Source organism: Streptomyces sp. AM25 (assembly GCF_058146165.1).
This window is the reverse complement of sequence record NZ_JBKIWN010000134.1, coordinates 13,226-38,076: the sequence shown is the minus strand read 5'-3', so window position 1 is coordinate 38,076 and position 24,851 is coordinate 13,226. Positions and strand designations below refer to the sequence as shown.

Annotated in this window: 19 protein-coding genes and 1 tRNA gene; 8 read left to right on the top strand and 12 right to left on the bottom strand. The window is 72.5% G+C overall.

The window, feature by feature from the left end; all coding sequences use genetic code 11:
- Position 1: 1 nt before the first annotated feature.
- From ACLHRZ_RS39345 to ACLHRZ_RS39315, 7 genes are all read left to right on the top strand, one after another.
- Positions 2 to 913 (top strand): glutamate ABC transporter substrate-binding protein, encoded by a 912-nt coding sequence (locus ACLHRZ_RS39345; protein ID WP_490423448.1) that lies wholly within the window; start codon positions 2 to 4, stop codon positions 911 to 913.
- A 49-nt stretch (positions 914 to 962) separates the two neighbouring features.
- On the top strand, positions 963 to 2,240 hold the full coding sequence (locus ACLHRZ_RS39340) for a hypothetical protein (protein WP_490423409.1): 1,278 nt from the start codon (positions 963 to 965) through the stop codon (positions 2,238 to 2,240).
- Positions 2,237 to 4,930 (top strand): serine/threonine-protein kinase, encoded by a 2,694-nt coding sequence (locus ACLHRZ_RS39335; protein ID WP_490423408.1) that lies wholly within the window; start codon positions 2,237 to 2,239, stop codon positions 4,928 to 4,930. Before ACLHRZ_RS39340 ends, ACLHRZ_RS39335 begins: the two co-directional genes overlap by 4 nt.
- A 3-nt stretch (positions 4,931 to 4,933) precedes the next feature.
- Positions 4,934 to 6,091 carry a PP2C family protein-serine/threonine phosphatase gene (locus tag ACLHRZ_RS39330; protein ID WP_490423407.1) on the top strand — a complete coding sequence of 386 codons (1,158 nt, stop codon included), beginning with the start codon at positions 4,934 to 4,936 and terminating at the stop codon, positions 6,089 to 6,091.
- Between the two features lie 110 nt (positions 6,092 to 6,201).
- The gene (locus ACLHRZ_RS39325) at positions 6,202 to 7,563 is read left to right on the top strand and encodes a vWA domain-containing protein (protein ID WP_490423406.1); all 1,362 of its coding nucleotides are present in this window, start codon (positions 6,202 to 6,204) and stop codon (positions 7,561 to 7,563) included.
- A gap of 55 nt (positions 7,564 to 7,618) precedes the next feature.
- Positions 7,619 to 8,527: an FHA domain-containing protein gene (locus ACLHRZ_RS39320; protein ID WP_490423405.1), complete on the top strand. Its 909-nt coding sequence runs from the start codon at positions 7,619 to 7,621 to the stop codon at positions 8,525 to 8,527.
- Between the two features lie 54 nt (positions 8,528 to 8,581).
- Complete coding sequence (locus ACLHRZ_RS39315) at positions 8,582 to 8,986, top strand: globin (protein ID WP_490423404.1); 405 nt, start codon at positions 8,582 to 8,584, stop codon at positions 8,984 to 8,986.
- A 45-nt stretch (positions 8,987 to 9,031) separates the two neighbouring features.
- Here the strand turns inward: ACLHRZ_RS39315 and ACLHRZ_RS39310 are convergent, their stop codons facing one another.
- From ACLHRZ_RS39310 to ACLHRZ_RS39285, 6 genes are all read right to left on the bottom strand, one after another.
- A complete protein-coding gene (locus ACLHRZ_RS39310; RefSeq protein ID WP_490423403.1) occupies positions 9,032 to 9,772 on the bottom strand; it encodes a DUF8010 domain-containing protein in 741 nt (246 codons plus the stop codon).
- Complete coding sequence (gene ettA / locus ACLHRZ_RS39305) at positions 9,772 to 11,436, bottom strand: energy-dependent translational throttle protein EttA (protein WP_490423402.1); 1,665 nt, start codon at positions 11,434 to 11,436, stop codon at positions 9,772 to 9,774. Before ettA ends, ACLHRZ_RS39310 begins: the two co-directional genes overlap by 1 nt.
- Before the next feature lie 184 nt (positions 11,437 to 11,620).
- Positions 11,621 to 13,012, bottom strand: coding sequence for a Cys-Gln thioester bond-forming surface protein (locus tag ACLHRZ_RS39300; RefSeq protein WP_490423401.1), 1,392 nt, complete (start codon positions 13,010 to 13,012; stop codon positions 11,621 to 11,623).
- Between the two features lie 367 nt (positions 13,013 to 13,379).
- Positions 13,380 to 13,856 (bottom strand): single-stranded DNA-binding protein, encoded by a 477-nt coding sequence (locus ACLHRZ_RS39295; protein ID WP_490423400.1) that lies wholly within the window; start codon positions 13,854 to 13,856, stop codon positions 13,380 to 13,382.
- 213 nt (positions 13,857 to 14,069) lie between these two features.
- Positions 14,070 to 16,196, bottom strand: a complete 2,127-nt coding sequence (locus tag ACLHRZ_RS39290; protein WP_490423399.1) for a GTPase — start codon at positions 16,194 to 16,196, stop codon at positions 14,070 to 14,072.
- Positions 16,193 to 17,845, bottom strand: a complete 1,653-nt coding sequence (locus ACLHRZ_RS39285; protein ID WP_490423447.1) for a dynamin family protein — start codon at positions 17,843 to 17,845, stop codon at positions 16,193 to 16,195. The genes ACLHRZ_RS39290 and ACLHRZ_RS39285 overlap by 4 nt, the downstream gene beginning before the upstream one ends.
- 306 nt (positions 17,846 to 18,151) lie before the next feature.
- Here ACLHRZ_RS39285 and ACLHRZ_RS39280 point away from each other — a divergent pair.
- Positions 18,152 to 18,224: transfer RNA gene (locus tag ACLHRZ_RS39280), tRNA-Arg, on the top strand.
- Positions 18,225 to 18,418: 194 nt separating this feature from the next.
- Here the strand turns inward: ACLHRZ_RS39280 and ACLHRZ_RS39275 are convergent.
- From ACLHRZ_RS39275 to ACLHRZ_RS39250, 6 genes are all read right to left on the bottom strand, one after another.
- The gene (locus tag ACLHRZ_RS39275) at positions 18,419 to 19,819 is read right to left on the bottom strand and encodes a tyrosine-type recombinase/integrase (RefSeq protein ID WP_490423398.1); all 1,401 of its coding nucleotides are present in this window, start codon (positions 19,817 to 19,819) and stop codon (positions 18,419 to 18,421) included.
- Positions 19,819 to 20,022, bottom strand: coding sequence for a helix-turn-helix transcriptional regulator (locus tag ACLHRZ_RS39270; protein WP_490423397.1), 204 nt, complete (start codon positions 20,020 to 20,022; stop codon positions 19,819 to 19,821). Before ACLHRZ_RS39270 ends, ACLHRZ_RS39275 begins: the two co-directional genes overlap by 1 nt.
- Positions 20,023 to 20,344: 322 nt before the next feature.
- A complete protein-coding gene (locus ACLHRZ_RS39265; protein ID WP_490423396.1) occupies positions 20,345 to 22,327 on the bottom strand; it encodes a YfjI family protein in 1,983 nt (660 codons plus the stop codon).
- 86 nt (positions 22,328 to 22,413) lie between these two features.
- Positions 22,414 to 22,653: a hypothetical protein gene (locus ACLHRZ_RS39260; protein ID WP_358342739.1), complete on the bottom strand. Its 240-nt coding sequence runs from the start codon at positions 22,651 to 22,653 to the stop codon at positions 22,414 to 22,416.
- A gap of 89 nt (positions 22,654 to 22,742) precedes the next feature.
- Complete coding sequence (locus ACLHRZ_RS39255; protein WP_490423395.1) at positions 22,743 to 24,158, bottom strand: DNA cytosine methyltransferase; 1,416 nt, start codon at positions 24,156 to 24,158, stop codon at positions 22,743 to 22,745.
- Positions 24,159 to 24,241: 83 nt separating this feature from the next.
- Complete coding sequence (locus tag ACLHRZ_RS39250) at positions 24,242 to 24,832, bottom strand: hypothetical protein (protein ID WP_490423394.1); 591 nt, start codon at positions 24,830 to 24,832, stop codon at positions 24,242 to 24,244.
- Between the last annotated feature and the right edge of the window lie 19 nt (positions 24,833 to 24,851).

Below are 24,851 nucleotides of genomic sequence, written 5' to 3'. Positions count from 1 at the left end.
GATGGCGGCGGCGGTCGCCGTCCAGCTGCCGGACCGTTCCGGCAGAGCGCCGCAGCACCCGGACCGCACACAGCCGGTGGCCGCGGCGGCTCCGTCGGCTGGCACCGCCCAGTGCACCGACCCGGAGGCGAGCCTGCGGCCGTCCACCGTGGACGGCCCGGCCGTGCAGCGCATCAAGGCCCGCGGCAAGCTGATCGCGGGAGTCGACCAGAACAGCTACCACTGGGGCTACCGCGACCCCGCGACCGGCGAGCTCAGCGGCTTCGACATCGATCTGGTGCACGCCATCGCCAAGGACCTGCTGGGCGACCCCGACAAGGTCATCTTCATCGCGGTCACCACCAGTCAGCGCATCCCCGCGCTGGAACAGGGCAAGGTGGACATCATTGCGCGTACCATGACCATCAATTGCGAGCGGGCCACGCAAGTCGCCTTCTCCACCGCCTACTTCGGGACGGGCCAGCAGCTGCTGGCTCCGAAGAACTCGCCGATCACCGGGTTCGACGGCTCCCTGGCCGGCAGGAGGGTGTGCGCGGCGCTGGGATCGACCGCGTTGACAGAACTGAAGAAGAACCCGCACTCCGCCTCCGTGCTGACCGTGCCCAACCAGCTCGACTGTCTGGTGCGGCTGCAGCTCGGGCAGGCGGACGCGGTGCTCACCGACGGCGCCCTGGCCGCCGGACAGGCAGCCCAGGACCCGTCCGTGGGACTCATCGGCAAACCGTTCACCACCGAGTCGTACGGCGTGGCGATGAATCTCAAGGACGAAGACCTGGTACGCCGGGTCAACGCAGTACTGGAGGAGTTCCGGCGCGGCGGCGGCGACAGTCCCTGGATGCAGGCGTACCGCAAGTGGCTGGCCGCCGACCTGAAGGGGATCACCGCTCCCCCGGAGCCGAAGTACAGGGACTGACGGGACGGCAGCACCGGCGCTGCCGGGCCGACGACAGGAGAGGGGATCGATGGCGGTCGCGGGGCCCACCGGGCCGGCCTTGAGCCGCGAGGAGGCCGACCGGGCGCTGGCGCGGCTCGGCGCGGAGCACGAGGCGGTCGAGTCCTCGCTGCTCGCCCTCCAGGACCACGCGGGCCGCCGCCTGCTGGAGGGGGCGGAACTGAGCGGCACCACCCGGAGCAGATGGGAGCTCGCCGAGCAGCTCATCGCCCGGCTGTGGACGTACTTCGACGCCTACACCGACGCCCTGGAGACGGCCCGCGAGCTGCGCGGCCGGCGCCGCTGGCCCACCCAGGGCGAACTGTCCGAACTCACCGACCTGCTGCGCGGCACGGCCGTCACACTGCCCGCCGCCCCGGACACGGGATCCGCCAGGCTCAGCGAACAGCTGACCCTGCAGGAGCTGGTGGACCGGATGAACGGCTGGTACGCGCAGGCGCTGGACGTGGTCGTCACCGCCGACGCCGTCTGGTCCGCGCTGCCCGCCCGCATCGACCTGCTGGCCGCCGAGCTGCAGCGCACCCGCTCGCTGGCCCACTCGGTCGGTGTGCGGCCGGGCGAACACCCGTCGGGCGACGACCTGGAGGAGATCACCCGGGAGCTGGCCGCCCTGCGGTCCGAGGTGATATCGGATCCGCTGGCCTTCTGGACCGGCTCCTCGCCCAGCTCCGCCCCGGGCGGCGGCCGCCCGGACACCCGGCGCTACGACCGCGCCGCCCGCGCCCTGGAGGACGTGCGGCGGGAGGTCGAGGCGGTGCTGGACGTGCGGCAGGACGCCGAACAGCGGCTGATGCGCGTGCGGGACGTGCTCTCGCGGGCCGACCGGACGCTCGTCGAGGCCCGGCAGGCGCGGGCCGAGGTCCTGTCGAAGATCGCCGCGTCCGTGGTGCCGGCCGTCTCCGGCCCGCCGACCGTGCTCTACGAGCAGCTGAGCGCCGCCGCCGAGCACCGCCGGTGCGCCCGCTGGCACCGGCTCTCGCCGCTGCTGGACGGTCTGGAGCAGCGCGCGGAGGAGGAGCTGCTGCGCGCCCGCGAGTCGCTCACGGCGGTGACGGCTCCGCTGGCGGTACGGGCCGAACTGCGCGGCCGGCTGGACGCGTACCGGGCGAAGGCCGCCCGGCACGGCCTCGCGGAGGACCCATTCCTCGGCGAGCGGTACGACCCGGCGCGCCGCATGCTGTGGAGCGCGCCGTGTGATCTGGTGGCCGCGGAGGGGGCCGTGCTGCGCTATCAGCAGGCGGTGGCGGAGGCCTTGGCCCCGCCCGCCGACGTCAGGGGGGAATCATGAGCGGCACGTGCGAACAGCCGGGCTGCGACGGCTCGTACGAGGAGATCGACGGCACGGCGTACTGCACGGTGTGCGGGGTGGCGCAGGGGACGGCCCCGGCGCGGGACTGCCAACGGCCGGGTTGCGACGGGCGCTACGAGGATGTCGGCGACGGCGAGCTGTACTGCGACCAGTGCGGGCTCGCGCCGGTCGTCTCGCCCAGCGGCATGATCGCCTCACCGCCGACGGGCATCACGAGCGCGGGGCGCGCGGCCCGGAAGGGGGCCGGCTCGTCCTCGGGAGGCTCTGCATCAGGCGGATCCGGTGCGCAGGGCTCCGGTTCGAGGGGCTCGGGATCGGGGGGCTCGGGATCGGGAGGTTCCGGTTCGGGGGGTTCCGGGTCAGGGGGGTCCGGGTCCCCGTCCCGTTCGTCGGGGTCCGCGTCCTCGCACCGCTCGGTCCCCGGCCGGCTGTCGCGGACCGTGACGGGCCACACGCCGGGCACCGCGTCCCGTTCGGTCTCGGTGAGCAGCGGCCCGTCCACCATGGCCGCCCCGACCCGCAACAAGCTGGGCGCGGGCCTGGTCGTCATGCCGGGCGTGCCGCGCCCGGACCCGCGGGCCGCGGTGCTCGCGAACCCCGAGGTGCCCGAGCGCAAGCGGTTCTGCAGCAGGAGCGACTGCGGTGCGCCCGTGGGGCGTTCGCGCGGCGACCGGCCGGGCCGCACGGAGGGCTTCTGCACCAACTGCGGCCACCCGTACTCGTTCGTGCCGAAGCTGCGCCCGGGCGACGTGGTGGGCGGCCAGTACGAGGTGGCGGGCTGTCTGGCGCACGGCGGGCTGGGCTGGATCTACCTCGCCATCGACCACGCCGTCGACGACCGCTGGGTGGTCCTCAAGGGCCTGCTCGACACCGGCGACGAGGACGCGCTGCAGGCCGCCCTCGCCGAACGGGGTTTCCTCGCGCAGATCGAGCACTCCAACATCGTGCGCATCTACAACTTCGTCGAGCACCTGGACCAGCGCACCGGAAGCCTCGACGGCTACATCGTGATGGAGTACGTCGGCGGCAAGTCCCTCAAGGAGATCGCCAACGAGCGGCGGGCGCCGGACGGACGGCGCGATCCGCTGCTGGTCGAGCAGGCGTGCGCGTACGGCATCGAGGCGCTGGAGGCGCTCGGGCACCTGCACAGCCGCAACCTGCTGTACTGCGACTTCAAGGTCGACAACGCCATTCAGCAGCAGGACCAGTTGAAGCTGATCGACATGGGCGCGGTCCGGCGGATGGACGACGAGGACAGCCCGATCTACGGCACGATCGGCTACCAGGCCCCGGAGATCGCCGACCTGGGCCCCTCCGTCGCCTCCGACCTCTATACCGTCGCCCGCACCCTGGCCGTCCTCACCTTCGACTTCCAGGGCTACACGACGGTCTTCGCACACAGCCTGCCCGACCCCTCCCACATCGACGTCTTCACCCGCTACGAGTCCTTCTACCGGCTGCTGGTGCGCGCCACCGACCCGGACCCGAAGCGCAGGTTCGCGTCCGCGGCGGAGATGGCGGAGCAACTGACGGGCGTGCTGCGGGAGGTCGTCGCCCTGCAGACCGGCACGCCGCGCCCCGCGCTGTCGCGGCTGTTCGGCCCGGAGCCGCGGGTGGTGGACACCCGGCTGTTCGAGGCGCGCACCGACGAGGTCTCCGCGCTCGGCACCCGCCCGGTGACCGGCCTCAGGAACACCGCAGCCCCCGTTCTTCCCCCGGCGTCGGCGGCGCTGACCGCCCCGCTCGACGCGCGGGCCACCGCCCTCGCCCTGCCGCTGCCCCTGGTCGATGCCGACGACCCCAACGCCGGTTTCCTCGCGGGCCTGCTCACCTCGCAGCCGGCCGAGCTGTACGCGGCGCTCCAAGCGGCCCCCGGCGACTCGCCCGAGCTGCGGCTGCGCCGGGCCCGCGCCCAGCTGGAGCTCGGCGAGGACGGCCCCGCCTCGCAGGCGCTCGCCGCGCTGGAGGCGGACCACCCCGAGGACTGGCGGGTCGTCTGGTACCGCGGGGTGCACGGCCTGGCCACCGGGGACCACGAGACGGCCGCGCTCTCCTTCGACGCGGCCTACGACGCCTTCCCGGGCGAGCCGGCCCCGAAGCTGGCCCTGGGCGTGTGCGCCGAGGTGCTCGGCCAGCTGGACAACGCCGCCGAGTACTACCGCCTGGTGTGGGCCACCGACCCCGGTTTCGTCAGCGCCGCGTTCGGGCTGGCGCGGGTGCGCCTGGCCTGCGGTGACCGCGCGGGCGCGGTGGCGGCGCTGGAGTCCGTCCCCGAGTCCTCCGTCCACTGCACGGCGGCGCGGGTCGCGGCCGTCCGGGCCCGGCTGCGGCAGCGCTCCGCCGCCGACCCGCTGCTGACGGACCTCCAGGCGGCGGCCCGGCAGGTGGAGCGGCTCGACGGCTTCGGGCTGGACGCGGTCCGGCGCGAACAGCTCTGCACCGAGGTGCTGGGCACCGCGCTGGACTGGGTGCTCTCCGGCAGCACGGGCGCACCGCCGGGCGGCCCGCCGGGCCCGCCGGGCCTGCTCGGCAGCGGCCTGGACGAGCGCGGGCTGCGGTTCGGGCTGGAACGCTCGTACCGTGTGCTGGCGCGCCTCGCCCAGCGCGGCGAGGAACGGATCGAACTGGTGGAGCGGGCCAACCGTTACCGCCCCAGGACATGGGTGTGATCGATGTCGCAACTGCCCCCACAGCTGACGGTGTGCGCCGCCTGCCGCGAACCGCTGGAGCCGGCCGACAATTTCTGCGGCCGCTGCGGCGCGGATCTCTCGGCGGTGCCGCCCGCGCCGGACCGGACCGGGCCCGTCCTCCTGAGCGGGGCGGAGGACTGTTCCCTCGCCCCGCCCGCCGGGGCCGTGCCCGCCCAGACGGCGCAAGGACGGCACGGCACGGGGGGCGCGGGCGCGTCCGGGCGGCCCTGCGGGGGCTGCCATTCGGGCATGATCGACAAAGACGGGTACTGCGAGCACTGCGGGCATGCACAGCCGCGCGAACGGGATCACATGGAGCACGAGTCGGCAGGCGTGGCGGCGGTCAGCGACCGCGGCCTGCGCCACCACCGCAACGAGGACGCCTACGCCACGGCCACCGCGGAGCTGCCCGGGGGCGGCGGCCCGGCCGTGATCGCCGTCGTCAGTGACGGCGTGTCGTCCGCGGCCCGCCCCGACGAGGCGTCGGCCGCGGCGACGGCCACCGCGTGCGAGGCCCTGACGGCGGCCCTGGCACGCGGCGAGCAGCCGCGCGAGGCCACCCACCGGGCGATCCTCCGCGCCGCCGAGGCCGTCGCCGCCCTGGCCGCCCCCGGCCACCCGGGGCGCGGCGAGCGACTGCGCCACGAGAACGCGCCCGCCTGCACGATCATCAGCGCGGTCATCACCGGTGACCTGCTGACCGTCGGCTGGGTCGGCGACAGCCGCGCCTACTGGGTGCCCGACGATCGCGGCACCCAGCCCGCCCGGCTCACCGAGGACGACTCGTGGGCCGCGCAGATGGTCGCGGCGGGGCTGATGTCGGAGGCCGAGGCGTACGCGGACGAGCGGGCCCACGCCATCACCGGCTGGCTCGGCGCGGACGCGTACGAGGTCGAGCCGCACACCGCGTCGTACCACCCGGACCGGCCGGGCGTGGTGCTGGTGTGCAGCGACGGTCTGTGGAACTACGCCGAATCCGCGGAGCAGATGGCGGACATCGTCCCCGCCGACGCCCGGACCCGGCCGCTGGAGTGCGCACGCCGTCTGCTGGCACACGCTCTGGACGGCGGGGGCCACGACAACGTAACAGTGGCAGTACTGCCTTTCCCGGAACGGCCGCACGGGGCAGGATCGGCCTGACGGGCCGAGCGTCCACGGGGGGATCGCGAGCCGGTGCACGACCCGGCACCGGCATCCGCCGTCTCCCGCCGCACACGTGACACGTGGAGTTTCGAAGAGGAGCGGATCGGATGGCCAACTTCTCCAAGCCGAGCGTGCCGCGTTTCTCGGTGGAGGTGTACCAGAACGTCTACCTGCCCGAGGGCGGCCGCGACGTCAGCGCGATCGTCACGGTCACCTCCACCGGCGGCGGCGTGACGGGCGAGACGCCCCGGATCCCCCATCTGTCCCCCTCCTCCACGGCGGCACGGGGCTGGGAGCCGGACGCGGCCGTGGTCGTCATGGTCGACTGCTCCGGCTCGATGGACTACCCGCCCACCAAGATGCACCACGCGCGCGAGGCCACGACGGCCGCGATCGACGCGCTGCGCGACGGTGTGGCCTTCGCCGTCGTCGCCGGGACCCACCAGGCGAAGGAGGCGTACCCCGGCAACGGCCGGCTCGCCGTCGCCGACGCGGCGACCCGGGCGCAGGCCAAGGAGGCGCTGCGCAGGCTCTCCCCGGGGGGCGGCACGGCCATAGGCACCTGGCTGCGCCTGGCCGACCAGTTGCTGTCCACCTCCGACGCCTCGATACGCCACGCGATCCTGCTGACCGACGGGCGCAACGAGCACGAGGAACCGGACGTGCTGCACGCCACGCTCGACACGTGCGCGGGCCGGTTCACCTGCGACGCGCGGGGGGTGGGCACGGACTGGGAGCCCAAGGAGGTCCGGCGCATCGCCGAGGGGCTGCTGGGGACGGCCGACAGCATCGCCGATCCGGCGGCGCTGGCCGCGGACTTCACGCAGATGATGGAAGCCGTGATGGGCAAGGACGTCGGCGACGTCCAGCTGCGGCTGTGGACCCCGCAGCGGGCCGAGGTGCAGTTCGTGAAGCTGGCCGCGCCGCGCACCGAGGACCTCACCGGGCAGCGCGTGACGGCCGGTCCGCGCGCCGGCGACTACCCCACGGGGGCCTGGGGCGACGAGTCGCGCGACTACCACGTGGGCATCCGGGTGCCGAACGCCGAGGTCGGGCAGGAGATGCTCGCCGCCCGGGTCTCGCTGGTCCTGCCCACGCCCGACGGCTCGTCACCGCACGTGCTGGCGCAGGGGCTGATACGCGCGGTGTGGACGGACGACGTGGCGGCGTCGACCGCCATCAACCCCCAAGTCGCGCACTACACGGGCCAGGCGGAGCTGGCGCTGGCCATCCAGGAGGGGCTGGACCTGCGCAAGGCGGGCGACGTCGGCGGGGCGACGGCCAGACTCGGCCGGGCCGTGCAACTGGCCGCCCGCTCGGGCCACGAGGACACCGCGAAGCTGCTCGCCAAGGTGGTGGACGTCGTCGATGCCGCGACGGGTACTGTGCGGCTGAAGTCGAACGTCTCCAAGGAGGCGGAGATGACGCTGGAGACGCGTTCGACGAGGACCGTCCGCGTCAAGAAGTGACACACACGGCACGGCAAGTACAGCGACAGAAGGTGCTGGAGGGGGAGAGACCGAGATGCCGACCTGCGAGAAAGGCCACCAGTCCCAGGCCGAGGACTGGTGCGACGTGTGCGGACACCGGATGCAGGCGGCAGCCACGGGAGCGGCCGTTCCGCCGCCCCTGCACGGCACCGGCGGCCCGCAGACCTGGAACGTCCCGGAGCACGACGCCACGGTGCAGGCGGAGCTCTGCCCGCAGTGCCGCACGCCCCGCGAAACGCCGCAGACGCCGTACTGCGAGGAGTGCGGCCACAACTACCTCGGGCACCCGCCGGGGGCGACCCCGCCGGGCCCGCTGCAGCCGCACGTCTTCCAGTCGGACCCGTTCCAGTCCGACCCGCCGCCGTCGCCGCATCCGCAGGTGCCGCACGACTGGGTCTACCAGCCGTCCCGCCCGTCGCAGAAGAACCGCCCGTCCGAGCCGCTGGCCCCGCAGCACCCCTACAGCGACGAGGACGACTGGGTCATCTGCCCGCCGGTCGCCCCGCAGCCCGCACAGCCTGTGCAGCCTGTGCAGCCCGCCGGCTGGGTGGCCGTCATCGCGCCGGACCGCGAGTACTTCCTGCGGATGATGAACAAGGGCGGCCCGGAGGCGGCGAGCCTGAACCTGCCCGCCTACTCGCCCGAACAGCACCTCGCCCTCACCGGCCACCAGGTCACCGTGGGCCGCCGCCGGCACAGCACGGGCGAGTCCCCCGACATCGACCTGTCGGTCCCCCCGGAGGACCCGGGCGTCTCGCACCAGCACGCCATGTTCGTCCAGCAGCCGGACGGCACCTGGGCGGTGGTCGACCAGGACTCCACCAACGGCACCACGATCAACGGCTCGGAGGACCCGATCCAGCCGTACGTCCCGGTGCCGCTGCAGGACGGGGACCGGGTGCACGTGGGGGCGTGGACGACGATCACGGTACGGCGGGGATAACCGCCGCCGGTTGTTCCCCTCCGCCCACCGTGTGGCGTCTGAGACCATGGAAGGGTGAATGAGATTCCGCGCGGCACGCTTCAGGAGCAGACGTTTTACGAGCAGGTCGGCGGCGAGGAGACCTTCCGGCGCCTGGTCCGCCGGTTCTACGAGGGGGTCGCGGAGGACCCGCTGCTCCGGCCGATGTATCCCGAGGAGGACCTGGGCCCGGCCGAGGAGCGCCTGGTGCTCTTCCTCGTCCAGTACTGGGGCGGTCCCCGCACCTACAGCGAGAACCGGGGACACCCGCGGCTGCGCATGCGCCACGCCCCCTTCACGGTGGACCGCGCCGCCCACGACGCCTGGCTGCGGCACATGCGCGACGCGGTCGACGAGCTGGGGCTGGCGCCCGAGCACGAGCAGCAGCTGTGGAACTACCTGACCTACGCCGCCGCCACGATGATCAACTCGGCCGACTGAGCACGGCACTTGCCGGGCCCGGCCCGGGGCCGGTCCGGCGCCGTTTCAGTGCCGGGTGGGTGTGACCGTCAGGCCCGCGAGCCCGCCCGTGCGCACGGCGACCGAGCCGTACGGGGTGCGCAGGCGCAGCCAGCCGCCCGCGGCGAGCAGCGCGAACGGCTCCTCGGCCGAGGACAGCACACCGGCCGCCGCTCCGGCGGACCGGGAGGCGGCGAGGGCCGGCTGCTGGCGTGCCGCGGGCCGCAGGAAGCCCAGCGACTGCGCCGCGTGCACCGCACGCAGCGGCAGCCCGGTGTCCCCGAGCGTGCGGGACCAGATCTGGCGGCCGATGCGATCGCGCTCGCCGCGCGTCCGCCGCTCCTCCGGCAGCGCCCGGTCGCGCTCGCGGAACTCGGCGACAGCGGCGCTCAGCGCGCCGTGCATCGCCTGTGCGTCCGGCAGGCCCGGCACCCGCTGCCAGCCTCCGCGCGGGGGCAGCACCCCCGCCCACGGCGGGCCGGTGACGGCCTCCGGCACGACGACGGGCGCGCCCTGTGCGACGGCCGCGTCGAGCGCGTCGGCGAGCTGCCCCGCCGAGACCGTCACGTCCAGCACGGCCTCCTCGGCCAGCCGGGCCGTGCGGATCGCGAGCACCTCGAAGGACGGCGGCCGTCCGAAGACGCCCAGCACCCCGCCGCCGGCCTGCAGCCGGACGGCGGCGGCCCGGTCGTAGTGGATCAGCCGGGCCAGGAAGGCGGCCAGATCGGCCGCCTCCCCGGCGTCGGCGAAGCGCAGCGGCTGCGTCATCAGCCCCGGGTCAGCTTCTTGTACGTGGCGCGGTGCGGACGGGCGGCGTCCGGGCCGAGCCGCTCGATCTTGTTCTTCTCGTAGGACTCGAAGTTGCCCTCGAACCAGAACCACTTCGAGTTGCCCTCGTACGCCAGGATGTGCGTGGCCACCCGGTCGAGGAACCAGCGGTCGTGGGAGACGACCACGGCGCAGCCCGGGAAGTCCAGCAGGGCGTTCTCCAGCGAGGAGAGGGTCTCGACGTCGAGGTCGTTGGTCGGCTCGTCGAGGAGCAGCAGGTTGCCGCCCTGCTTGAGGGTGAGCGCCAGGTTCAGGCGGTTGCGCTCGCCGCCGGAGAGGATGCCGGCCGGCTTCTGCTGGTCCGGGCCCTTGAAACCGAACGCGGAGACGTAGGCGCGGGACGGCATCTCGACCTGGCCGACGTTGATGTAGTCCAGCTCGTCGGAGACGACGGCCCACAGCGTCTTCTTGGGGTCGATGTTGGCGCGGCCCTGGTCGACGTACGAGATCTTGACGGTCTCGCCGACCTTGATGTCGCCGGAGTCCGGGGTCTCCAGGCCCTGGAGCATCTTGAACAGGGTGGTCTTGCCGGCGCCGTTCGGGCCGATGACACCGACGATGCCGTTGCGCGGCAGGGTGAAGGACAGGTCGTCGATGAGGACCTTCTCGCCGAAGGCCTTGGAGAGGTTGTTGACCTCGACGACGACGTTGCCCAGACGCGGGCCCGGCGGGATCTGGATCTCCTCGAAGTCCAGCTTCCGCATCTTGTCGGCCTCGGCCGCCATCTCCTCGTAACGCGCCAGACGCGCCTTGGACTTGGCCTGGCGGCCCTTGGCGTTGGAGCGGACCCACTCCAGCTCTTCCTTGAGGCGCTTCTGGCGCTTGGCGTCCTTCTGGCCCTCGACCTTGAGGCGGGCGGCCTTGTTCTCCAGGTAGGTGGAGTAGTTGCCCTCGTAGGGGTGGGCGCGGCCGCGGTCGAGCTCGAGGATCCACTCGGCGACGTTGTCGAGGAAGTAGCGGTCGTGGGTGATGGCCACCACGGTGCCCGCGTACTTGGCGAGGTGCGCCTCGAGCCAGTTCACCGACTCGGCGTCGAGGTGGTTGGTGGGCTCGTCGAGGAGCAGCAGGTCGGGGGCCTCGAGCAGCAGCTTGCAGAGCGCGACGCGGCGCTTCTCGCCACCGGAGAGGTTGGTGACCGACCAGTCGCCGGGCGGGCACTCGAGGGCGTCCATGGCCTGCTCGAGCTGGGCGTCCAGGTCCCACGCGTTGGCGTGGTCCAGGTCCTCCTGGAGCTTGCCCATCTCCTCGAGCAGCGCGTCCGAGTAGTCGGTCGCCATCAGCTCGGCGATCTCGTTGAACCGGTCGAGCTTGCCCTTGATGCCGGCGACGCCGTCCTGCACGTTCTCCAGGACGGTCTTGCTCTCGTCGAGCTCGGGCTCCTGCATCAGGATGCCGACGCTGTAGCCAGGGGAGAGGAAGGCGTCACCGTTGGAGGGCTGCTCCAGGCCGGCCATGATCTTGAGGACGGTGGACTTACCGGCACCGTTGGGGCCGACCACACCGATCTTCGCACCGGGCAGGAAGCTCAGCGTCACGTCATCGAGGATGACCTTGTCGCCGTGCGCCTTGCGCGTCTTGCGCATGGTGTAGATGTACTCAGCCAAGAGAAACCGTCCGGCAATCGAGAAGGGCCAATGTGCGGCGCCGCCGCATGAGGGCAGACACACCCATCTTGCCGTACCGGCACCCTCCGGCGGAAACGCGTTATGGCCCGGCGGGCCGGTGACCGGGCGGACCCGGCCACTGCCTGCACGAACGCCGTGGCACGACACCCGCGGACCGCGCACCTCACCGGCCGTCGGCCGCCTCCCTCCTGCGAAGGGCGTAGACCGCACCGCCGCCGGCCACGATCAGCGCCACGGCCAGGCCGGCCACTACGGGGGTCGAACCGCTGCCGCCGGTGGTCGCCAGGTCACCGTCGGCGACCGGCGACGGACTGGGGCTCGGCCGGGCCGAGGGGGCGCCGCCCACGGAGCCGGTGGAGCCGCTCTCCGCGGTCTGGCAGTCCAATATCCCGGAGAACGTCCGGGAGTACCCGTTCGCCCCCGTGACCGCGACCCGGTAGGCCTTGTCCTCCCCGGCCTTCACGACGACCGTCTCGGATCCGCCGGGCCGGACCGTGTGCCGTCCGCCCGCCAGTTCGAAGGGGAACGCCTCGTCGCCCTTGTTGTCGACGGTGATCTCCACCCCGTTCCTGCTGCAGTCCTTCCTGGCCGCCACGGCCGGGGCGGCACCCTTCTTCGCCCATGTCGCGGTCGCGGTGGCGGAGACGGTGCTTTCGCTGGAGCCGGCCAGTATCAGGGCCTGGGTCTTCATGTGGTCGCCGATGAAGGCCCGGCCCACCGGGACCTTGGTCGCGGCGGTGACCTTGAGCGAGGTGGAGCCGTCCGGGGCGCCGGCCGGGACGGAGAAGTAGAGCTCGCCGCCGCCGGCCGTCGTGGTGACCGGCTTGCCGTCCTTGCCGACGATCCTCACGCCCTTGGCCGCGGCGTCCCCCGAGGGGGCCACGGTGACGCTGGCCGCATCGGTGCGCACCGTGACGGGGCCGAGGCGCTGCCCGGACTTGCCGGAGACCGCCGAGGGGGCCAGGGTCAGCGAGGCCTTGGGCTCCTCGACGTCCTGCGCGCTCTTGTAGAGCCAGTCGGCGAGCTTCTGCGCCTCGGGGTTCTGCGCGTCCACGCTGACGTGGTCCGAGTACCGCCAGATGGCGACCTGGGTGCCCGCCGCGGCGGTGTTCGCGTCGAGCGTGCCCGCACCGGAGTCCTTGGCGAGCGCGGCCAGGTCGTTGACCTGGGGGTAGGAGTGCTGGAGTATCCAGCGGATCTTCCCGGCGTCCTTGTTGTCGTGCAGGGACGACTCGCTCCAGCCCGCTTCCCGGTACTTCGCACCGTCCACGGTGTTGGTCAGGATGTCGATGCAGTACGTCTGCAGCGCGCCGCCGCCGTCGACCTTCATCTCGAAGAGCCCCGCGGCCACCTCGCCGGTCTTGCGCCGGTCGTGCACGACGGCCCGGCCACCGGCCGTGATGGCGCCGAGCGCCGCACTGACGCCCCCCTGGTTCTGCGGCAACCTGACCGCCGCAGCCGGACCCGCGGCGGCCACGGCCCCCACGACGGCCAGTCCGGATGTCAGGAGTGCCGCGGCAAGGCGTGCTGCGCCCCGCCTCGTGACAGAGTTCATGGTTTCCTTTCGGGCAGGCGCAGCTCGCCGCACTCCTCCGGGCGTGCGCCCCACCGGGCAACTGAATACGCAGTGGCCCCCGTTGCTACGGACGGAGATCCTAAAGAGCGGGGAGAACGCCTGGTTCCACACAGCCGCCCGGATCCAGGATCCGAATCGGAATCGTTACCGGCGGCGCCGCCCCTGACCTGGCCTTATCGACAAATCCCCGGGACAAATACCCCATTTCCGGGGGTTGTTGCCCAGGCCCCGTGAACCCGGCCCGCGGCCCCGTCGGACGCGGCCCGAAGACGCTCTCGCGGCCGTACTGACCTGCGCGGGGCGTGTGCGGGACGTATGCCGGGCCTGCGCCGGACTTGCACCAGGTCTACGGGGACACCCCCGCCGTCCGAGCCTCCCCGACGCCCCCGCCGGCGGCGATGACCTCCCCCGCCGTGACCGGCATCCCCGCCATCCGCACCGGCTCGAGCGGCAGCGGTCTCGCCTGCGACACCCGGCGGAACGCCGACGTGCCCCGCGCGAGATCGTGCCCGACCGACACCGCGTCAATGTCGGCCGACAGCCACCGTTTTCCGTCGCGCTCCTGTTCCTGGACCTTCAACTTGCCGTGGACGACGACCGGTTCGCCCACCGACAGCGACCCCACCACGTTTCCCGCCAGCGCCCGCCATGCCCAGACGGTGTAGAAGCTGGTGTACGCGTCCGTCCATTCCTCCCGCCCCCGGTCCCAGCGCCGTACCGTCGCCGCGAGCCGGAAGCGGGAGACGGACGCCCCGCCGGCCGTCTCCCGGAAGTCCGGCGGCGTGGCCACGTTGCCCACGACCGTCACCAACGTCTCGTTCATGCGAACCGCCCCCCGTACCCCTGCGCAGCCTCTGTGCGCCCGGCCGGTGCCCGATTGCCCGGCCGCGTGACCTCATCGTGCCCGTGATCGCGAGAGTCTGCTGGAGCCTGTGGACCGCCCGCGGATTGTGGAAAACCCCGTCACCCGGACGGCGCTCACCAGCCCCTGCTGCCCCTTCAGCCCCTCACGTCTCGCCGTCTCTCCGCCCCTCCCTCACCCCTCGCCCGCCGCGATCACGAACTGCGCCCGCACCTCCTGGTACCGCAGGAGTTCCGCCGCCACGGGCTCGAGTACCCGCGCCCGCCCGCAGCCCGCCGCGGCCTCCCGCAGCCGCCGCTCGATCTCCAGCCCGTACCGGCGGGCCGGCCCCCTCGCAGCCACCCGGCAGCACCACGCAAGGGCCGGCCCGCCGGCCGCGGCCCCCGCCACCAGCAGCCCCGGCACCCACCACGGCGCCCCGAAGTCCCCTGTCAGCACCCCCACCAGTCCTGCCACCCCGAGCAGCTGCAGCCCCAGCAGGGCCACCTGCCCCACGGCCACCACCGTCCACCACCGCGGCCGGGACGCCCGCACGGCGCCGCCCCCGCGCGTGCGCCACGCTGCAGCGCGCCCCATGCCCGTACGCCAGCCCCGGGAGATGCCCAGCACACCGCCCTCGTCGGCCCTCGTCAGCCAGCCCGCCGCGCGCCAGCTGCCGCCGGTGTGCCAGCCACCCGGGCGCCGCACGACCGGGGCGGACGCCGCGGCGGCAGTCGCCTCGTCGAGTGCGTCGGCCAGCCCGTCGGCCCCGCGCACCGCTGCCTCGCGCACGGCCTGTGCCCAGGGGCCGGGCAGGCCGGTCGCCGCCTCGTGCGCCAGCGTCCGCACGGCCTGTTCGACCAGAGGCCGGGAGGCGGTGCGCCGCGCCGCCACAGGCCTCCCGGCCGCATCGACGGAGGCCTCGGCCCCGAGATGGTCGGAGAAGTCGAGGGCGTCGACGTCGTGCACGCCCCCCTCGCCGTACTCGTCCGCCGACGCGAACTCACTCGTGTCGCAGACGCCGGCCACGCCGTCGATCTCGTCCTCGTCCACCCCCGAGAACCCCAGCCACGGCCCCAGCGCGCGCAGCCACAGCCACACCCGCGCGACCACGGCCCGGTACCAGCGCCGCGCCCGCCGCCACATCGTCGTGCACGCGCGCTCGGCGTCCCGCCGCCAGGCCCGTTCCGCCGCGAGCCCGGCCGCCTGCGCGCCCACCGCCTCGGCCAGCCGGTCCTCGAACTCCAGCCGCGCCTGCTCGGTCAGCCCGGGCCGTCCGTCGGCCACGTAGGCCTGCCGCAACCGCCCCGAGACGCCGTCCACATCGGCCGTCAGCCGCAGCTCCGCCGCGGTCCGCCGGGCCGTGAACTGTCCCAGCAGCTCGCGCAGTTCCCCGATCCCCTCGCCCGTCAGCGCCGAGATCGCCATCACCACGGCGCCCGGCTCGCCGTGCTCGCCCAGGGCCAGCCCGTCCTCGTCCAGCAGCCGCCGCAGGTCGTCGAGCACCTGGTCGGCGGCGTCCCGGGACAGCCGGTCGACCTGGTTGAGGACGACGAAGGTCACCTCCGCGTACCCGGCGAGCGGCTGCAGATAGCGCTCGTGCAGCACCGCGTCCGCGTACTTCTCCGGGTCCACCACCCAGATCACCGCGTCCACCAGCCGCAGCAGCCGGTCCACCTGCTCCCGGTGCCCGGCCGCTGCCGAGTCGTGGTCCGGCAGATCCAGCAGGACGAGGCCGTTCAGCGACCGGTCGTACGGGCGCACCGGCTGCCGGCGCGCCCGCGCCGGGATGCCCAGCCGGTCCAGCAGGCCCTCCGCACGGTCCGACCAGGCGCAGGAGACGGGCAGCGCGGTGGTCGGGCGCCGCACCCCGGCCTCCGAGAGCTGCGCCCGGGCCAGGGCGTTGAAGAGGGTCGACTTGCCGCTGCCCGTGGAGCCCGCGATGGCGACGACGGTGAGGTCGAGCGAGTAGCGCTGCCGGGCCGCGGCCTCCTCCAGCACGCGCCGCGCCTCGGCGAGCGTGCGCCGGTCCAGCCGCGCCCCGGACAGCCCCACCAGCTCGCGCAAGGCGTCAAGTCGCGGCCGCAGGGCGTGCCCCACGGGGGTCGGCGCACTCCGGGGCGGAGCCGGGGGCATAGGGCTCACGGGAGGAGACGTGCGCTCCGGCGGGAGCGCCGTGGCGGTCAGCGGGGAGTGTGCGGGACGCTCGGGCCGCGCCCGGCGAGCGATCAGACCGTCGTCCCAGACCCGGTCCTCGGAGTCGCCGCGGGAGCGGCCCTCGCCCCGCGCGTCACAACTACCGGTGGTCTGCACAGCGGTCACCTCTCCTTCTGCAGGACGGACAACGCGGCAATCAGGTCGACCTGGTGCTCCGGCGTGACCTCGAGCGCCTCCAAGGGAGCCGCCCTGCGGTCCCGTTCGGCATCGAGCACCTGCTCCAGGCAGCCGGACAGCAGGTCCCCGCCCCGGTCGTGCAGCCGCAGTGCGCCCTGCGCGCCCAGCAGCTCGGCCAGCGTCTCGCCCGCCATGCGCGCCCGGCGGCCACCCAGGAGTGCCGCTGCGAGCAGCGCGGCAACGTGTTCCGCGTCGAGGCTCGCGGCCCTCTCGGCGGCCCGCACCTCTTCCTCCGCGATCTCCTCCAGGCACCGCCGCCAGCGCCGCGCGGCCACACCGATCCGTCCGGCGGCCCCGTCCGGGTCGCTCGGCGCAAGTACGGAACCGGTGGCCGGGTCGTCGCTGCAGGCCGCGGTGATCTCCTCGTCGGCGGCGTCGGCCGCGCAGCTCAGCAGCGCGACGAGAGAGCCCGTGAGGGCGGTGAGCAGTTCGTCGGGCGTGCTGTCCTGCGGATGTCCGCGCCAGTGCGTCAGGGCGTCGCCGGCGAGCATCTCGCCGGATTCGACGGCGAACCGTACGCGCTCCACAGCGCGCCCGTACGCGTCCTCGACGCGCTGCAGCAGCCGGACTGCCGCTGCGTGCTGCACGGCTGACGCCCCGGCGAGCCCGGGCAACCGTGCGCCCAGGGAGGAGAGCACCCCGGCGGCGGTCCGGGCAGTGGCCACCGTCCGGGCCGCCGGGTCCTGGGCCCGCTGGCCGAGCCAGGTGCGCAGCCCGGCGACGGCGGTGGCGGGCAGCAGTCCGCTGCCACCGCCCGCGGACTCCGGGAGTTCGGGAATGGTGAAGCGGGGCACGTCCCCCAGGCCCGCGTGTTCGAGCAGCGCGTCGTACTGGCGGGACACCTCGGCCGCGACCTGGTGCGGCACCCTGTCCAGCACGGTGACGAGCGTGACGTCGTACTCCTTGGCGGTGCGCAGCAGGTGCCAGGGCACGGCATCGGCGTAGCGGGTGGCGGTGGTGACGAGCACCCAGACGTCGGCGGCGCAGATCAGTGCAGCGGCGAGCTCGCGGTTGCGGGCGACGAGGGAATCGATGTCGGGCGCGTCCAGCAGCGCGAGCCCGCGCGGCAGGGAACGGTCGGTCTCGATCCGCAGCGAGCTGAGCTCGTCGTCCGGCCCCTCCCCCTCGGCGCCGTCGGCGGCGTCCGGAGCCCCGGCCTCCACGGCGTCGTCGATGCCGTCCGCCTCGTATGCAGCGCCCTCCTGGGCCGGCACCCAGACCCGGTGCAGCCGCGGCAGCACCCGGGGCCCCGCGAACCAATGATGATCGTCCGGATGGCAGACAAGAACTGGCGTGCGGGTTGTCGGCCGCAGTACCCCCGCCTCAGTGACCCGACGCCCCACCAACGAGTTGACCAGCGTGGACTTGCCCGCCCCGGTGGACCCTCCGACGACCGCGAGCAACGGCGCTTCGGGGGCGCACAGGCGGGGCACCAGATAGTCGTCGAGCTGCGCCAGGAGCTCGGCCCGGTTTCGACGGGCGCGGGCCGCGCCGGGAAGGGGGAGCGGAAAGCGTGCGGCGTCGACACGGTCACGCAGTGCGGACAGTGCGTCGAGCAGTCGGGGCCGTACGTCCAAGGTCGCCACACGTGCAGAATGCCCAATTCTGGGGTGTTTTTGAAGTAAATCACCCCTGGCGCGCGAGGCGTGGCGCAAGGGGCCCAGGCATAACGAGTGCACAACACCCGTTGCGCAGGGCGTCAAAAACGATGCGAAAATCGCACCTGCCTGCGATTATCAGGACCGCTTCACCGAACCTCCACATCGTGTCACGGAGGTGAAGCAACCGGGACGAGGTACGCGGAGCCCTATCCTTGTCCCCGGCAAGGTCACGGCACCACCGAGCCCGGGGCTTCAGCCGTCCGCGACCGCAGCACCAGACCGGCCCCCGTAGCTCAGTGGATAGAGCAGGCGCCTTCTAAGCGCTTGGCCGCAGGTTCGAGTCCTGCCGGGGGCGCTCGCGCACCACCTTTCGCCTCTCCCGCCGGGAGGGGCGTTTTTGCTGGTCAGGAGAGGTTAGCGAGGGTGGCGTAGCAGGGGCGTAAGGGCCGGACCCTCCCCCGGCGACCGCGGGGAGGGTCCGGCACTGTCCGGCTGTCACCGGGTTTCTGCGGGTGGCCACGGTGAATACGCGGAGAAGTTCTCCGCGGCTCAGTCCGCCTCGGTCTGGTCGAGAGGTTCCTCCTCAGCTTCCATCTGGGCTTCCATCCGGCGCTTCAGGTCCGGAAGCTGCCCGTCGATGCACGCGGCGTAGAACGCCAGCAGGACAGCGACGCTGTTGCCGGCCCAGTAGGCCACCTGCGCAGGCGGAATACCTTGGTTGAGCCACTCGGTCAGACGGGTGTGCCGGATGTCGTAGATCCGCTTCCCCATCGGGGACGCGCACTCACGCTCCGTCAGCTCCGCCTTGCGGGCACCCCGCCAGGCCCTGCGCGTGACCGAGCCGGAGAGGATCCCCCCGAACTCGCCAGGGAACATCCGGTCACCGGGCTTCAGCCCCTCGGCCTTGATGTACGCGCGCAGCGTCCTCGTCAACGGCGGAGGTCCCGGCACCACGCGCGTGTCCTGCTCAGCCCGTCCCTTCAACCCGCGCTCCTCGTGAAGCGCGCCGTCATCGGTCCAGTTCTTCCCCACCTCCGGCTGTGCGGTGTGGATCACAAGGTTGCACCACTGGTCCTCTGCATCCTCCGGAGGCAGCAGCACATCGTCCACGTACATCGCCACGGCTTCCTCGGGGCGCGGGGCGCAGTAGCGGATCGTGGAGAAGTAGGCGTGCAGCCGCCGGCCGCCACGGGGGCGCCGACGGATCCACGCCAGCATGCGCGCCATCCGAGCCGGATGGATCAGTGACCGTCTGTCTAGCGAGTTGGACGTCTTTGGTGCCGCGCCTCGCCCCTTGGGCAACGGGTTCTCGCGCAGAATCCGGTGCTTGACTGCGTACTCCATGGCCACGTTCAGGATCCGCCGGTTGCGCTTGACGGAGCTGGCTGCAGCACGCGTGCCGTCGAGCAGCGTGTCGACGGCACTCAGGATCTCGTCGACTTTGACCGGGTCCTCCCACGCCGCCATGGTCTGCGTGTTGCGCTCAACCCATTTGAGGATCACGGTGATCTCGGGGGGAGCTTCTTCCCGGTGCAGGGTGTTGAACGCGTACTCCCGCAGCGCCCTGCGCACATCCACCGCCGCGAACCGGCTGGGGGGCGTGCGCAGCAGAGGAATCGTGGTGGCCGTGAGTGCCTTGGCCGTGTTCTTCCGGCTGTTCCCCGCCGTCCTGCCCCACTGGTGGTCAGCGAACCGGACGGCGAAGTCGTACCAGCTCACATCGCTCGCCCTGGACTGGAACGAGACAGGACGACCGGTTCCGCGGCTGAACGGCTCGCCGCGCCGGGCAGCGCTCACCAGTTCCGAGCGGAAGGCGTCCGCGAGCGTGCGTGTGCCCAGTGCCTCACGCCACTCCTGGCCGTCGACCGTCCACCGGACCGTGTACGTGGTGCCCCGCTTGCCCTTGTAGACAGCGGTCTTCCAGAACTTGACGTTGTACGAGTGATCCATCAGGCGGTGTCCTCCCGACCGTCCAGCCAGTGCTCGTAGTCGCTGCGCCGGACTCGGAGTTCGCCGTTGGGCAGCTTGATGCAGCGCGGGGCGCGCTTCTTGGCGCGCCAGTCGTAGAAGGTGGAGGGGCTGATGTCGAGCTCCGAGCAGATCTCGCGGATGGTAAGGAGCCTTCGTGGCCCGGCCGTTGTGGTGGTCGTCACCTCTCGCTCCTCTCGTCGGCCTGGCGTTGCGCCGCAGAAACCGCAGAATCCGCAAAAAACCGCGAACCCCCGGTCTGACCTGCGGTGTTGGGGGTCCGGGGGCGGTTGCCGCAAAAATCGCGGGAATCTCCGCAGAAATCACGGGCGGGCGCCGGGCGAGAGTGCCGGACGGGGCCCGGGCTGATTTGTGCGGCGATTCCGCGGATTTTTGCGGCAGCGGGCCCGGTCGGCTGTCCGTGCTGGTCAGCGGGGGTGGCAGGGGGTTTCTGCGTATTCTGCGGTTTCTGCGTACGGGCTGGCGTGCGGGAGCAGGATGTGGGGGTCATGCCCGGGCCTCCCGTACCTGGGGGTGGATGAGGTAGCGCGGTGCCGGAGGGCGTCCGCGCTTGCCGGTGCGGGACGGGGTCCGGCTGCGGAGGTAGCCGTGTTCTTCCAGGAGCGCGACGGCGGGCTCCAGGTCGGCGACGGTGGGGAACTCGGAGCGGGAGAGCTTGGCGAACAGGTCACGGCGGGTCACGCTCTCCCAGCCGTTCTCCTCCAGCACGGTCAGCAGGGTGCGAGCGCGGGTGAGGGCGGCGTCAGCGCCCATGAGGTCGAAGACGGTCAGGGCGTGGGTGGCGAAGTAGTCGCCCAGTTCGATGGCGGCGTTCATGGTCTCGCCGCTGATCGGCTTGGTGTAGCCGTTCTCCAGGTGCTGGCCCAGGTGCAGCAGTCCGGCGATGCGGGCGGTGGCTCCGACGAGCTTGCTGGCCCATTTGGTGATGTGGCCGAGGCGCCCGCCGCGGGCGCGGAGTTGGGGTTCGATGCGCTGGTCGTAGGCGGCGAGGGCCTGGTCCGCCTCGGGGGTCAGGCGCAGGACGGCGGGGTCGGTCCACTCGGCCAGCGTCAGGGTGAGCGCGGTGACGGTGTGCTCGTAGCGTTCGGCGACGGGCTCGGGGACGGGAGCGGGGTCGGGCTTGCGGTAACCGACGAGGGATTCGGGCAGCGCGTACAGGAAGCGGGCGAGCAGGCCGCGGCCGTCGAAGCCACGGTGTTTGCCGATGTCTTCGAGTACGTCGGGCTGGACGGCCAGGCCCATGGTCAGGGCCGGGGCTTCGATGTTCTCCACTCGGGTGCGGCGGTCTACGCGCAGCCAGTCTCCGGCGTGGCCTTTGAGGAAGACGTCCATGTTGGGGGTGCCGGAGTAGCGGCCGGCGATGATGTCGAAGATGCCGCCCTCGGCGGACATCACCGACAGCCGTCCGCCCTGCTCGCTCATCAGGGTGGTGACGACTTCGGGGGTGGAGTCGTCAGCGAGCAGGCGTGGGGAGTTGGGGATTTCGAGGCTGTCGGCGGCCTGGGCGAGGGCGATGGCCTCGGCGGTCAGCCCGTCGCGTTCGGGGCCGTCGGCCTTGGCGGCCTGGGCGGCGGCCTTGTCGGCTGCCTCGCGGGCCATCTTGGCGGTCACCTCGGCCTCGGCGATGCGTCCGGCGGCCTGGGTGACGAGCTGCTTCTCCGCAGCGCGCAGGGGCGCGGTCATCGCGGCGAAGACCGCAGATTTGCGGTTGCCCGGGGGCAGGGCGACGACGACGAAGAGGTTGGTGGGCTCGCGCCATCGGCCGCGGAGCTGGACGATGACCCGGCCGCCGGCGGTGGTGGCGAGGACGGCCAGGGCGAGGGCTCCGGCCAGGTCGGGCGGGGTCTGGGTCTCCTCGGCGATGGCGTCGACGAACTCGCGCAGCCAGCTGGGCAGGACGTGGGTGGGGAAGGTGGGGAGCTTGGGCTGGTGGTTGAGCGGGATGGGATCCGCCCACACCCCGGGCAGGGTCTCGGCGCCGAGGGCCAGCAGCTCGCGCAGGTCTTCCTCGGTGGCGTCCGGGGTCATGCCGGCCTGCACGATGCGGGTGCCGGCTTCGATGCTGCGGCGGCGCCGCGCGAGGCGGTGCACGATCTCGGCGTAGTAGGCCGCGTTGGCCGTCGTGGGCACGGCCTGCACCAGGGTGTGCAGGTAGGCCCTGCCGCCGACGCGATGCAGCTCGCCGAGCTGCTCGAGGTGGTGCCCGAGGGTGATCGGATCGGCGGGCCGGCCTTGGGCGTTCAGGTCGAGGATGGTGCGGTGAATGGCCTCGTGAGCCGGGCGGTAGTGATCGGCCGGGTCCATGACGGCAGTGACTTCGGCGATGACCTCCGGGGCGAGCATCAGGGAGCCGACAACGGCCTGCTCGGCATCAAGGTCATGGGGTGGGACGCGGGTGACGTCGGCGGCGGCGCGATCGTGCATCGGCAGGCCGGAAGCGAGCTGCACAACCGCGGGTTCAGCTGTCATGCTGGGAGTTCTCCTGTTTCTGTCGAAGGGACGGAGAGCCGAGGCGGTCGCGGTCTTGTGGTGAGAGGCGACCGCCTCGGGCGTGTTCAGAAGCCGGTGCGCTTGAGGGTGAAGAAGCGCCGGCCGCAGGTCTCGTGCCGGGCCAGGTAGCCGCAGCGGGCGAGCGCGTTGAGGTCGGCCCGGGCGGTGGCGCGCTTGGGGCCCCATCCAGCGCCCCGGTACAGGCGGTGCGCCCGCACGGTGGTCCACTCGCCGGACATGTGACGGATGGCGTCAAGGAGCCGCAGCCGCCGGGCATTCAGCGGCGGGACGGTAATCGAGGACACGGTGAGGTTCTCCTGTTTCCGTTGAAGTGCTGGGAGAGCCGGGGCGGTCGCGGTCCCCTGCGTGGGAGGCCGGCCGCCCCGGGCCGTGTTCAGGCAGCAGGTTCGAGCTCGGTGCCGGTGATGGCCTCGGTGACCATGGCGACCAGGTCGCGTGCGGCAGGCGGGGTGACGGCGTTGCCGAGCATCAGCACGCGGGTGCGCTTGTCGCTGGCGAGCAGCTTGTAGCCGTCGGGGAAGGCCATCGCGGCGGCGTACTCGTGGGGTTCCAGCATCCGGAACCGGCACTCTTCCAGTGCGGAGACGGTGCCGCCGTACAGGGCGCCGTGGCGGTCGATGGTGGTGACGGTGGGCAGGGGCCAGGTGGCAGGGCGGGCGGTGCCGTTGCTGTAGTACGGCACGACCAGGCCGGGTGTGGTGACGATGCCGTGGTGGTTGCCGGAGGCGCACACGGTGGCCAGCGGTTCACTGATGGCGCGGTGGGAGGAGCTGCCGCCGCGCAGTTCGACCATGTACGGGGGCAGGGCCAGGCCGGTCTCGTTGCGGGTGGTGACCGTGCGCAGGGGTTCAGAGGCGGGGGCGGCGCGCTTGCCGTCCCGGCCTTCCACGGGCACCGCGAGCGGCTCGGCGAAGGCGGCGAACCCGGCCCGGATGCGGCGCATCGTGTCGACTGCCAGCGGGCGCTTGCGCTCCCCGATCGCTGCGGCCGGGAGGCTCCAGTCGATGGCGTCGCCGGCCGGGCGTACCTGCGGCTCGACCACGGTGTTGCGGCACTCGGTGTGCGGGCAGCGCCACAGGTACTGCGCCCGCTTGCCGTAGCGGCCCCAGCGCCGGTCCACGCGCTTGAAGGCCTGCATGGCACGGATACGCCCGTGGGTGGGGCAATGGGCATACGGGCGGGTCCACTTGTCGAAGTCGGGGGCGCGCTCGCCCTTGCGCCAGAGCACGACGTACATGCGGTCCCTGGACTGCGGGGCAGGCGGTCCGAAGCGGGCTGCGTGCATGGAGTTCATCCACACGATGTGGTGTTCGTAGCCCCAGGCATGCAGGGTGGTCAGCCAGGCCTGGAAGGCGGCGCCGGGGGCCTGTTCGGTGCCCCACCAGTAGGCGTCGACGACGTTCTCGACGATGATCGCGCGGTAGCGGTGGGCTTCGGCGAAGCGAGGCACGTCGTGCATGGTGGCCCGGCTGCGGATCGCGGCTTCGTCGGTGCCGTCCGGGGCGAACAGCCCGTCGCCGTAGTCACCGTGGCCGCGACGGCGGCCCTTGGCGATCGAGTGGTTGGTGCACTCCGGGGACGCCCACAGGATGTCCGTTGCCGGGTAGCGGCGCGGTTCGACCTGGGAGAGGTCAGCGCAATCGTGGTCGGCGTCGGGGTGGTTGGCCTGGTGGGTGTCAACGGCGTGCCGGGCATGGTTGGCGGCCATGCGGATACGCACGCCGGGGACGGCGATGGCGCCGGTGGACGAGCCTCCGGCGCCGCAAAACAGATCGGTCAGGGTCAGCACAGGACAGCTCCTGTTCCTGTCGAAGGGGCGGAGAGCCGGGGCGGCCGCGGTCTTGTGGCGAGAGGCGGCCGCCCCGGGCGGATTCAGGCGTCGAGGCTGGGGTGGGCCGGGCAAGGGCCTTCCCCAAAGTCATCGCAGACGCAGATCTGCTGCCAGATTGCGTATTCCTGGCGGACGTAGCCGCGGTAGGTGGTCTTGGCCCAGTGCTTCGCCTTCGGACCCGTGGGCTGGTTGCCGTGGCCGTGCGCGTGGTCGGCGAGAGCGAAGGCAATGGCAGCGGCTTCGGCGGTCTCGACTGCGTCGGCGGCCACGTCCGGGGCGAAGGTGGCGCTCTCGTCCAGAGCGATCCGGTCGAGCAGGGCTGCCTTGCGCAGCTGCTGTTCGCGTTCGGCGGCTGGGGTGCGTCCGCCGGGCCGGTTGAGCTGCATGGACAACTCCAGGACATTGCCCATTTCCTTCACGATGGACGGGGCGCCTGCGTAGGCGGTCTCTGCATCCGCCCATTCCACCGCCGTGGGCTCGCCGGGCCTGTGGTCGGCCGTGACGTACACCCGCGCCCGCCGGCCGTCACGCGTGGGGTGCGTGCGGTATGCGCCGGTGGTGAAGGCTCGGGACAGGGTCTTGCTGATCTCGACGATGTCCTGCTGGTCGCAGATGATGCGGATCTCGAACACGGCTGTCCTCTTTCCGGTT

Bases quoted from the DNA above. Each gene is read 5' to 3' on its own strand.
- ACLHRZ_RS39330 (WP_490423407.1), top strand. From the start codon at position 4,934: ATGTCGCAACTGCCCCCACAGCTGACGGTGTGCGCCGCCTGCCGCGAA.
- ACLHRZ_RS39295 (WP_490423400.1), bottom strand. From the start codon at position 13,856: ATGAACGAGACGTTGGTGACGGTCGTGGGCAACGTGGCCACGCCGCCG.
- ACLHRZ_RS39300 (WP_490423401.1), bottom strand. From the start codon at position 13,012: ATGAACTCTGTCACGAGGCGGGGCGCAGCACGCCTTGCCGCGGCACTC.
- ACLHRZ_RS39340 (WP_490423409.1), top strand. From the start codon at position 963: ATGGCGGTCGCGGGGCCCACCGGGCCGGCCTTGAGCCGCGAGGAGGCC.
- ACLHRZ_RS39325 (WP_490423406.1), top strand. From the start codon at position 6,202: ATGGCCAACTTCTCCAAGCCGAGCGTGCCGCGTTTCTCGGTGGAGGTG.
- ACLHRZ_RS39320 (WP_490423405.1), top strand. From the start codon at position 7,619: ATGCCGACCTGCGAGAAAGGCCACCAGTCCCAGGCCGAGGACTGGTGC.
- ACLHRZ_RS39310 (WP_490423403.1), bottom strand. From the start codon at position 9,772: ATGACGCAGCCGCTGCGCTTCGCCGACGCCGGGGAGGCGGCCGATCTG.
- ACLHRZ_RS39335 (WP_490423408.1), top strand. From the start codon at position 2,237: ATGAGCGGCACGTGCGAACAGCCGGGCTGCGACGGCTCGTACGAGGAG.
- ACLHRZ_RS39345 (WP_490423448.1), top strand. From the start codon at position 2: ATGGCGGCGGCGGTCGCCGTCCAGCTGCCGGACCGTTCCGGCAGAGCG.
- ACLHRZ_RS39265 (WP_490423396.1), bottom strand. From the start codon at position 22,327: ATGACAGCTGAACCCGCGGTTGTGCAGCTCGCTTCCGGCCTGCCGATG.
- ACLHRZ_RS39275 (WP_490423398.1), bottom strand. From the start codon at position 19,819: ATGGATCACTCGTACAACGTCAAGTTCTGGAAGACCGCTGTCTACAAG.